We start from the raw sequence: 9,468 nt of genomic DNA, 5'->3' as shown, positions 1-9,468 counted from the left end.
AATCCGGCCGCAATCCATATAAACAGGCACGCCGAATAAGACCCGAGCCGCACCGTCGAAATGACAAAGCGCAACCCAGCCCGAACCGGGAAGTGATGTTTCTAGGGGATTGGCCGCCCCGGGACCGTCCGCGCAGACGCGTGTCCGGTGCTCCCAGCCGAGCGACTAGAGAACACTACGCCGGTCGGCCGGGCGATGCAAACGGTCCCGCCGTACCGTCGCGGGCTGGTAGCCGGACCAATGGCGAACGGCCGCCGGCCGGCCCCCGGGGAAAGGGGACCGGCCGACGGCCGCGGGGAGCGGTGGCTCAGCTGTTGGTCGGGAAGCCGAGGTTGATACCGCCGTGCGACGGGTCCAGCCAGCGCTGGGTGACGGCCTTGCCGCGGGTGAAGAACTGCACGCCGTCCGGGCCGTACGCGTGTGCGTCACCGAACAGGGAGGCCTTCCAGCCGCCGAACGAGTAGTAGGCGACGGGGACCGGGATCGGCACGTTGATACCGACCATGCCGACCTCCACCTCGTACTGGAAGCGCCGAGCAGCGCCGCCGTCGTTGGTGAAGATGGCGGTGCCGTTGCCGTAGGGGTTGGCGTTGATGAGCGCCACGCCCTCCTCGTAGGAGGAGACGCGCACGACCGACAGCACCGGGCCGAAGATCTCGTCGTTGTAGACGGACATGCCGGGCTTGACGTGGTCGAACAGGGTGGGGCCGAGCCAGAAGCCGTCCGTGGTCGGGGCGCCGTTCCGGTCCTCGGCGGTGACCGGGTGCTTCCGGCCGTCGACCGCGAGCTCGGCGCCGTCGGCGACACCGGACTCGACGTAGGAGGTGACCTTGTCCCGGTGCTGGCCGGTGACCAGCGGGCCCATCTCGGAGTCGCCGTTGCAGCCGGGGCCGACCTTCAGGTCGGCGATCCGCTGCTTGATCTTCTCGACCAGCTCGTCCCCGATCGGGTCGACGGCGACCAGCACCGAGATGGCCATGCAGCGCTCGCCGGCCGCGCCGAAGCCGGCGTTGACGGCGGCGTCGGCGCTGAGGTCGAGGTCGGCGTCGGGCAGGACGAGCATGTGGTTCTTGGCGCCGCCGAGCGCCTGCACGCGCTTGCCGTAGCGGGTGCCGGTCTCGTAGACGTAGCGGGCGATCGGGGTGGAGCCGACGAAGCTGACCGACTTGATGTCGGGGTGCTCCAGCAGACGGTCGACGGCGACCTTGTCACCGTGCACGACGTTGAACACGCCGTCCGGCAGGCCGGCCTCCTTCCACAGCTCGGCGAGGAAGTTGGCGGCGGACGGGTCCTTCTCCGACGGCTTCAGCACGACCGAGTTGCCGGCCGCGATGGCGATCGGGAAGAACCACATCGGCACCATCGCCGGGAAGTTGAACGGCGAGATGATGGCGACCGGGCCGAGCGGCTGGCGGATCGAGTAGACGTCGATCCCGGTGGACGCCTGCTCGGTGAAGCCGCCCTTGAGGAGCTGCGGGATTCCGCAGGCGTACTCGACGACCTCCAGGCCGCGGGCGATCTCGCCGAGCGCGTCGGAGTGCACCTTGCCGTGCTCGGAGACGATGATCGCGGCCAGCTCGTCCCGGCGGGCGTTGAGCAGCTCGCGGAAGCTGAAGAGCACCGTGCTGCGCTTGGCGACCGAGGCGTTGCGCCACTCGGTGAAGGCCGAGGCGGCGGCGGCCACCGCCTGGTCGACCTCGGCGATCTCGGCGAAGTCGACGTGGCCCGAGACCTGGCCGGTGGCCGGGTCGAAGATGTCACCGCGGCGGGGCGCGGCGCCGGCGGTGGCGACCGGCCGGCCACCGATCCAGTGAATGATGTGCTTGCTCATGGTCCGTCTGCCTCCGAAGTCCCGGGCGGCGTCCTGCCGCCGGTCCCTTGTGTGGCGCCGCCCGCGAGGGGCCGGGCGACGGGATCACGGGGCTACCGCGTTCATCACCCAGTCTGGTGGCCGCCCTCGCCCGCCTCAACGAACAGGCTGACGGGGATCCTGGATTCAGCCTTACAGGTCGTCGGCCGTATCGGCCGAACAGGCGAAGCTCAGGCCCCGCCCGACTCCACGGCTCCGCCCGGCTCCACCGCCCCGCCCGACTCCACGGCCCCGAATGACTCCACCGCCCCGTCGTCGCCCAGCACCCCGTCGCCGGGTGCCACCTCCTCGGCGTCTTCCAGAGCCTCCACGTCCTCCAGATACGGATCGTGCAGTCCGTCCGCCGCCTCCTGGGTCTCCAGCAGGTCGAGCCGTAGGTCCTGCGCCCACGCCAGTGCCCAGCGCTTCAGGCCACCCACCGAGCTGCCGACCGTTCCCCGGGCCCGGAACCGCCCGTCGGCGGCATCGGCGAGCGTCTCCAGCCGATCGGCGAGCACCGCGGGCGGAAATTCCGTGTCCAGCGCGGTGGCCAGCGCGAGCAGCTCCCCCTCCCGGTACCAGGCGGTCAGGGCGTACACGTCGAGCAGGTCGCGCGGCAGGCCCCGGTCGGCGAGCAGCTCGGTGGCGAGTGCGGCCGCGTCCTCCAGGGCGACGACCGTCATCGTCAGCGAGGGCTCCGCGGGCCCCGGTGCGCCGAGGTCGAGGCGGACCGGGCGGTGGCCCAGCGGCTCCTTGCGCAGCTCGACCGTGTGCGTCCGCCCGCCGAGCGTCAGCCGGACGGACAGCTGCTCCAGGCGCGGCGTGCCCGGGCGCTCGACGACCCCGCCGCCGGCCGCCCGGTAGGCGGCGGCCAGCTCGGCGGCGGCCTGCGGCAGGTCGGTATCACCGCTGGTCACCAGGGTCAGCCCGTCCTGGGCGCAGGCCGGCACACCGTGGGCGCGCAGCGCGTGCCCACCGGCGAGCGCGAGCCCGAGGCGGTCACAGACGGGACGAGCCAGCTCGGCGAGCCGCAGCTGGGCCGCGCCCGGGCGGAGGGACGCGTCGACGGTGTCCGGGGTGGTGGTCACCCTCCCAGTCTGACGCGACCGCCCACCCCGTGCGTCCGGTACGGTCCCCCGCCAAGGCGCCCCGAGCCTGCGGCCCGGCGGCCGGAGCCTCCGAGCGCCCGGCCGGTCTCACCAGTCGCTGAGCCGGGCGGCGGCCTCGTGCAGGGCGAGCTCCAGCAGGACCGGGTCGTTGAGCCGCCCGGAGCCGTCGGGCGGGATGAGCCAGCGCACGCCCCGGCTGCGCCGTTCGGGGTGCGGTACGACGATCCAGGTGCCGTCGCCGGCGCACCGGACGCCCGTGCCGATCCAGCGCGCGGCCGTGCCGACGGGGACGAGGAAGCCGATGCTCTCGCCCGTGAAGTCGCTGAGGACCGGCCCGCAGGAGCGGGAGTCGAGGATGTCGAGGACCGGACGGCCGAGCCGGCCGGGCACCGAGAGGACGTCCCAGCGCCGGCCTGCGGGCAGCAGCATCAGGCCCAGTCCGCTGCGTTCCCACTGTTCCCGGAAGGCGTCCGGGTCCGGTGCCGCCTGGGCGAGCCAGTGCAGTCCGGTGCTCTCCATGGTCCTGTCCCCGTTTCTCAGCGCGGTTGCTGATCGTGGCGCGACGGGAACCGAGCCCCGCCGTCACCAACGAGAGGGGGACGGCGGGTCTCTCTTACACGGATAACGCGATCACCTGGCCCGACGGCGCAATCGGGCCGGACAGCGCACCGATCATCGGATCAGCCGGTGATCGGTGCGGCTGCTCATCGGTTCAACAGGCCGTCGGTTCAACAGACCGTCGGACCAAGGAGCCACCGAACCAGCACGCCGACCGATCAACCGACTGATCAACCGGCCGGCCGGACGCTCAGCTGTCGAAGCCCAGCCCCAGCCGGTCGAGGGTGCGCAGCCACAGGTTGCGGTGGCCGCCGGTCCGGTCCGCGCGCTCCAGCGAACGCGTGGTGATCTCGATGCCGGCCCAGCGCACCGGCTCGGGCGGGAAGGGCAGCGGCTTGGAGCGCACCATCTCCAGGGAGGTCCGCTCGGTCCGCTCCCCGGCCAGCAGGTCGAGCATCACCTCGGCGCCGAACCGGGTGGCGCCGACGCCCAGCCCGGTGTATCCGGCGGCGTAGGCGACCCGGCCGCGGTACGCGGTGTCGAAGAACGCCGAGAACCGGGTGCAGGTGTCGATCGCCCCGCCCCAGGCGTTGGTGAAGCGCAGCCCCTCCAGCTGCGGGAAGCAGCGGAAGAAGTTGTGGGCCAGGGTGCGGAAGGTCTCCGGCCGCTGGTCGTACTCGTGCCGGACGTTCCCGCCGTAGTTGTAGACGGCGTCGTAGCCGCCCCAGAGGATGCGGTTGTCGGAGGAGAGCCGGAAGTAGTGGAACTTGTTGGCGCTGTCGCCGAGCCCCTGCCGTCCCTTCCAGCCGATCGCGGCGAGCTGTTCCGCGCTGAGCGGCTCGGTCATCAGCGCGTAGTCGTACACCGGGACGACGAACGGGCGGACCCGCTTGACCAGGGAGGGGAAGACGTTGGTGCCGAGGGCGACCCGCCGGGCGAAGACCCGCCCGTACGGGGTGCGGACGGCCATGCCGCTGCCGTACTCCTTGAGGTCCGTCGCCCGGGTGTGCTCGAAGATCCGCACGCCCTGGGTGAGACAGGCGGCCTTGAGGCCCCAGGCCAGCTTGGCGGGGTGGACCATCGCCACGCCCTCCTTGTCCCAGAGCCCGCCGAGGAAGGTCGGCGAGTCGACCTGGGCCCGCAGCTCGTCACGGTCGAGCACGGTGACGTCGAGTCCGTACTCGGCGACGGCCTCGGCGACCTCCTGCAGCTCGGCGAGCTGGTGGGGCTGGGTGGCGACGTCGATCTCGCCGGTGCGCTCCCACTCGGCGTCGATGTCGTAGCGCTTGAGGGTCGCCTCGATGCCGTCCAGGTTGGCGGCGCCGAGGCGTTCGAGCTGGGCGAGTTCGGCAGGCCAGCGCTGCAGTCCGTTGCCGAAGCCGTGGGTCAGGCTGGCCGCGCAGAATCCGCCGTTGCGCCCGGACGCGGCCCACCCCACCTCGTTGCCCTCGACCAGGACGACGTCCAGGGAGGGGTCGCGCTCCTTGGCGACGAGGGCGGTCCAGAGGCCGGAGTAGCCGCCGCCGACGATCAGCAGGTCGCACGTGACGTCGCCGACCAGGGCGGGCAGCGCCGCCGGCCGGCCCGGGTCCTCCAGCCAGAAGGGGGTGGGCCTGGCGTCACTGAGTGCGCGGGCGGAGTCCATGCATTATCAGCCACTTTCTGCACGTTGATGGTGGTGGGGGCCGCCTCCCGACGGTATGCCCGGGAGGCGGCCCGGGCGGTCAGGCGGTGGCCTTCCGGCGGTTTCCGAGCCACTGGCCGGCGACGGTCAGGACCACCGCGGCGATGAACATCGCGGTGCCGATGACGTTCACCTGCACCGGGATGCCGCGCTGCGAGGCGCCCCAGACGAACATCGGGAAGGTGACCGTGGTCGGGCCCGAGTTGAACTGGGTGATGATGAAGTCGTCGAAGGAGAGCGCGAAGCTGAGCAGCGCGCCGGCGGCGATGCCGGGGGCGGCCAGCGGCAGGGTGACCCGCAGGAAGGTCTGGACCGGGGTCGCGTAGAGGTCCTGGGCGGCCTGTTCGAGCCTCGGGTCCATGCTCATCACGCGTGCCTTGACCGCCGTCACCACGAAGCTCAGGCAGAACATGATGTGCGCGATGAGGATCGTGGTGAAGCCGAACGGGATCCGCATGTTGAGGAAGAGCGTGCCGAGCGAGGCGGCCATCACGACCTCGGGCATGGCCATCGGCAGGAAGATCATCGCGGTGGTGGCGGAACGGCCGCGGAAGCGGTAGCGGGCCAGCGCGAAGGCGACCATGGTGCCGAGGACGGTGGCGCCGACGGTCGCGAGCACCGCGACCTCCAGGCTCAGCGACAGCGACTGGCACATGTCGGCCACGCCGCAGGGGTCGGTCCAGGCGTCGGTGGAGAACTCGGACCACTCGTAGTTGAACTTGCCGACCGGCTTGTTGAACGAGAAGGCGAGGACCACCAGGTTGGGCAGCACCAGGTAGGCCAGGGCCAGCAGGCCGGCCAGCACCACCAGGTGGGCCCGGATCCACTTGATCACTCGGGACATCAGACCAGTTCCTCCGTCCCGGCCTTGCGCATGTAGACCGTCACCATGCCCAGGATCAGGGCCATCAGGATGAAGCTCAGCGCGGCGGCCGTGGGGTAGTCGAGCACGTTCAGGAACTGCTTCTGGATGCCGTTGCCGACCATCTGCTCGCTCGGCGAACCCAGCAGCTGGGCGTTGATGTAGTCGCCGGAGGCCGGGATGAAGGTGAGCAGCGTGCCCGCGACCACGCCGGGGAGCGAGATCGGGAAGGTCACCTTGCGGAAGGTCGTGAACGGGCGCGCGTACAGGTCTCCGGCCGCCTCGTGCAGGCGCGGGTCGATCCGCTCCAGCGAGGTGTACAGCGGCAGGATCATGAACGGCAGGAAGTTGTAGGTCAGACCGCAGACCACCGCGAGCGGCGTGGCCAGCACCCGGTCGCCGGAGGTGAGCCCGACCGCGCCGGTGAGGTCCAGGACGTGCAGCGCGTTGAGCGCGCCGACCACCGGGCCACCGTCGGAGAGGATGGTCTTCCAGGCCAGCGTGCGGATCAGGAAGCTGGTGAAGAACGGCGCGATCACCAGGATCAGGATGACGTTGCGCCAGCGCTTGCTCGCCTTGAAGGCGATCGTGTACGCGAGCGGGTAGCCGATGGCCAGGCAGAACAGCGTCGCGGTCGCGGCGTAGCCGAACGAGCGGACGAAGTGCCAGCGGTACTCGACCAGGGCGTCCCAGTAGGTGGCGACGTGCCAGGTGACGGTGAAGCCGTCCTCCAGCGAGCCGGTCTGCAGCGAGGTGGAGGCCTGGTAGACCATCGGCACCGCGAAGAAGACGACCAGCCAGGCGATGCCGGGCAGCAGCAGCCAGTACGGGGTGAGCTTGCGCCTGGGCCGCGCGGCCGGTTCGGGCAGCGGGCTGCCGTCGGGGGGTATGGCCTGCGGCGGCGCCGCCGCGGTCGTGGTGGTCATGCCGCCTCCTCCCCGGTGCCCGCGTCGATCGCCTGCGCGGCGTCCAGGGCGAAGGAGTGCGCCGGGTTCCAGTGCAGGACGACGGGCGCGCCGGGGACGATCCGGGTGTCGCGCTCCATGTTCTGCTCGAAGACGGTCACCTCCTGACCGCCGTCGGTGCGCACCAGGTACTGGGTGGAGACGCCGATGAAGCTCGAATCGACCACGGTGCCGCCCAGCCGGTTGCGGCCGGCGGCGACCTCGGCGGAGGCGTGCTCGATGGTGATCTTCTCCGGCCGGACGCCGAGGTGGACCTTCCTGGCGTCGGCGGCGCACCGGGCCCTGGGCACCGTGAGCCGGGCACCGGCGGCGCTGAGCAGCAGGTCACCGCCCTCCTGGCCGGTCACGTCGGCGGGCAGCAGGTTGGACTGGCCGAGGAAGTTGGCCACGAAGGTGGTGCCGGGGTTCTCGTAGAGCTCGGCGGGGGCGCCGAGCTGCTCCACCCGGCCGCCGTTCATCACCGCGATGGTGTCGGCCATGGTCATGGCCTCCTCCTGGTCGTGGGTGACGTGGACGAAGGTGATGCCGACCTCGGTCTGGATCCGCTTGAGCTCCAACTGCATCTGCCGGCGGAGCTTGAGGTCGAGGGCGCCGAGCGGCTCGTCCAGGAGCAGCACCTGCGGGTGGTTGATCAGGGCTCGGGCGACGGCGACGCGCTGCTGCTGGCCGCCGGAGAGCTGGTGCGGCTTGCGGCGGGCGTACTGGCCGAGCTCCACCAGCTCCAGCATCTCGTCGACCTGCTTCTTGACGTCCTTCTTGCCGCGCCGGCGCAGTCCGAAGGCGACGTTCTCGAAGATGTCGAGGTGCGGGAAGAGCGCGTAGCTCTGGAAGACGGTGTTCACCGGCCGCTTGTACGGGGGCAGGGCGGTGACGTCCTGCCCGCCGATCAGGACGGTCCCGCTGGTGGGCTCCTCCAGCCCGGCGATCATGCGCAGGGTGGTGGTCTTGCCGCAGCCGGAGGCGCCGAGCAGGGCGAAGAAGGAACCCTGGGGGACGGTCAGGTCGAGCGGGTGGACGGCGGTGAAGGAGCCGTAGGTCTTGCCGATGCCGGTGAGGCGGACGTCGCCGCCGGTGGCCGCGGAGCGCAGCTGCTCTGTCATGGGTGGTGTCTCTCTGGTTCTCTGCCGTCAGTGGAGGTCAGGCGCCGATGAGCTTGGAGAACTTCTCCTCGAAGGAGCTCTCCTCGGCCTCGGTCAGGCTTCGGAACACGTGTGCCTTCGCCGCCATCTCAGGGGTGGGGACGACCAGCGGGTTGGCCGCGCTGTCCGGGGCGAGGATCGCGAGCTCCTCCTCCATCCCGGTGACGGCGGAGACGTAGCCGATGCCCGCGGCCAGCTGCGCCGCGATCTTGGGCTGATAGTAGAAGTCGATCAACTTCTCGGCGTTGGCCTTGTGCCGGGCCTTGGCCGGGACGAGCATGTTGTCGGTCCCCGAGACGAAGCCCTGCTCCGGGACGACGAACTCGATGTCCGGGTTGTCGGCGCGGAGCTGGATCAGGTCACCACCCCAGGCGACGCAGGCGGCGATGTCCCCGGAGGAGAGCTCCTGGCCGTAGTCGTTGCCGGTGAAACGGCGGATCTGCTTGTTGTCCACGGCCTTCTGCAGTCGGGCGATCGCCGCGTCGTAGTCGTCGGCGGTGAACTTCGCCGGGTCCTTGCCCATGTCCAGCAGGGTCATCCCGACGCTGTCGCGCATCTCGGACAGGAAGGTGACCCGGCCCTTGAGGTCCTGGTCCTCCAGCAGCTGCGAGACGCTGCCGACCTTCTTCCCCCTGGTCGCCTTCCGGTTGTACGCGATGACGACCTGGATGCCGGCCCACGGGTAGGAGTAGAGCCGGCCCGGGTCCCAGTCGGGGGCGCGGAAGCGCGCGTCCACGTTGGTGATGGCGGTGGTGACGTTGGCCGGGGTGAGCTTCTGCGCCCAGCCGAGGCGGATCAGCCGCGCGGCCATCCAGTCGGTGAGGACCATCAGGTCGCGGCCGGTGTCCTGGCCGGCCGCGAGCTGCGGTTTGACCTTGCCGAAGAACTCGACGTTGTCGTTGATGTCCTCGGCGTACTTGACCTTGATCCCGGTGGCCGCGGTGAAGGCCTCCAGCGAGCCGTGCTTCTCCGGGTCGTTCTCGTCGGTGTCGACGTAGAGCGGCCAGTTGGAGAAGCTCACCTCCCGCTCGCTCTCCGAGAGGTCCTGGGCGGCGTTCGCGGTGGAGTCCCCGGTGCCGGCGGTACCGGCCGCCGGTATGCCGCAGGCGGCCAGGGTGCCCGCACCGGCGGTGAGGGCGGCGGCGCGCAGCAGCGTCCGCCTGCCGACGGCGGCCCGGCCATTGGTCAGACTGCGTTCCCAGGCCTTGCGGACCGGTTCGGGCAGACCGTCGGTGAGCTCGTTGAACGCCATGGAACGGGCCTCCTGGGGGGAGAGGTCGGGACGGGGCGGTGGGGGAACGC

At 70.8% G+C, this 9,468-nt stretch carries 8 protein-coding genes; all 8 read right to left on the bottom strand.

Translation table 11 applies throughout. From position 1 onward, the window contains the following. Positions 1–307 precede the first annotated feature (307 nt). Entirely contained in the window at positions 308–1,831 is a 1,524-nt protein-coding gene (locus AB0J08_RS35535) for a CoA-acylating methylmalonate-semialdehyde dehydrogenase (RefSeq protein ID WP_360642350.1), read from the bottom strand. Positions 1,832–2,040: 209 nt separating this feature from the next. Next, positions 2,041–2,937, bottom strand: a complete 897-nt coding sequence (locus tag AB0J08_RS35530) for a hypothetical protein (RefSeq protein ID WP_360642348.1) — start codon at positions 2,935–2,937, stop codon at positions 2,041–2,043. A gap of 108 nt (positions 2,938–3,045) precedes the next feature. After that, complete coding sequence (locus AB0J08_RS35525) at positions 3,046–3,477, bottom strand: hypothetical protein (protein WP_360642346.1); 432 nt, start codon at positions 3,475–3,477, stop codon at positions 3,046–3,048. Positions 3,478–3,766: 289 nt separating this feature from the next. Then, a complete protein-coding gene (locus tag AB0J08_RS35520) occupies positions 3,767–5,161 on the bottom strand; it encodes an FAD-dependent oxidoreductase (RefSeq protein WP_360642344.1) in 1,395 nt (464 codons plus the stop codon). A 79-nt stretch (positions 5,162–5,240) separates the two neighbouring features. Then, on the bottom strand, positions 5,241–6,044 hold the full coding sequence (locus AB0J08_RS35515) for an ABC transporter permease (RefSeq protein WP_360642342.1): 804 nt from the start codon (positions 6,042–6,044) through the stop codon (positions 5,241–5,243). Continuing rightward, positions 6,044–6,988, bottom strand: a complete 945-nt coding sequence (locus AB0J08_RS35510; protein ID WP_360642340.1) for an ABC transporter permease — start codon at positions 6,986–6,988, stop codon at positions 6,044–6,046. The genes AB0J08_RS35515 and AB0J08_RS35510 overlap by 1 nt, the downstream gene beginning before the upstream one ends. Continuing rightward, positions 6,985–8,127 carry an ABC transporter ATP-binding protein gene (locus AB0J08_RS35505; protein ID WP_360642338.1) on the bottom strand — a complete coding sequence of 381 codons (1,143 nt, stop codon included), beginning with the start codon at positions 8,125–8,127 and terminating at the stop codon, positions 6,985–6,987. Before AB0J08_RS35505 ends, AB0J08_RS35510 begins: the two co-directional genes overlap by 4 nt. 37 nt (positions 8,128–8,164) lie before the next feature. Beyond that, the gene (locus tag AB0J08_RS35500; RefSeq protein WP_360642336.1) at positions 8,165–9,418 is read right to left on the bottom strand and encodes a spermidine/putrescine ABC transporter substrate-binding protein; all 1,254 of its coding nucleotides are present in this window, start codon (positions 9,416–9,418) and stop codon (positions 8,165–8,167) included. Between the last annotated feature and the right edge of the window lie 50 nt (positions 9,419–9,468).

The sequence above is a fragment of the Kitasatospora sp. NPDC050463 genome, from assembly GCF_040655255.1.
In the GTDB taxonomy this organism is placed as follows: domain Bacteria; phylum Actinomycetota; class Actinomycetes; order Streptomycetales; family Streptomycetaceae; genus Kitasatospora.
Note: the sequence above shows the minus strand (reverse complement) of the source record. Positions and strands in the feature narration are given on the sequence as shown.

Excerpts from the sequence above, each read along its gene's own strand:
- AB0J08_RS35515 (WP_360642342.1), bottom strand. The coding sequence starts at position 6,044 with ATGTCCCGAGTGATCAAGTGGATCCGGGCCCACCTGGTGGTGCTGGCC.
- AB0J08_RS35505 (WP_360642338.1), bottom strand. The coding sequence starts at position 8,127 with ATGACAGAGCAGCTGCGCTCCGCGGCCACCGGCGGCGACGTCCGCCTC.
- AB0J08_RS35520 (WP_360642344.1), bottom strand. The coding sequence starts at position 5,161 with ATGGACTCCGCCCGCGCACTCAGTGACGCCAGGCCCACCCCCTTCTGG.
- AB0J08_RS35500 (WP_360642336.1), bottom strand. The coding sequence starts at position 9,418 with ATGGCGTTCAACGAGCTCACCGACGGTCTGCCCGAACCGGTCCGCAAG.
- AB0J08_RS35510 (WP_360642340.1), bottom strand. The coding sequence starts at position 6,988 with ATGACCACCACGACCGCGGCGGCGCCGCCGCAGGCCATACCCCCCGAC.
- AB0J08_RS35525 (WP_360642346.1), bottom strand. The coding sequence starts at position 3,477 with ATGGAGAGCACCGGACTGCACTGGCTCGCCCAGGCGGCACCGGACCCG.
- AB0J08_RS35535 (WP_360642350.1), bottom strand. The coding sequence starts at position 1,831 with ATGAGCAAGCACATCATTCACTGGATCGGTGGCCGGCCGGTCGCCACC.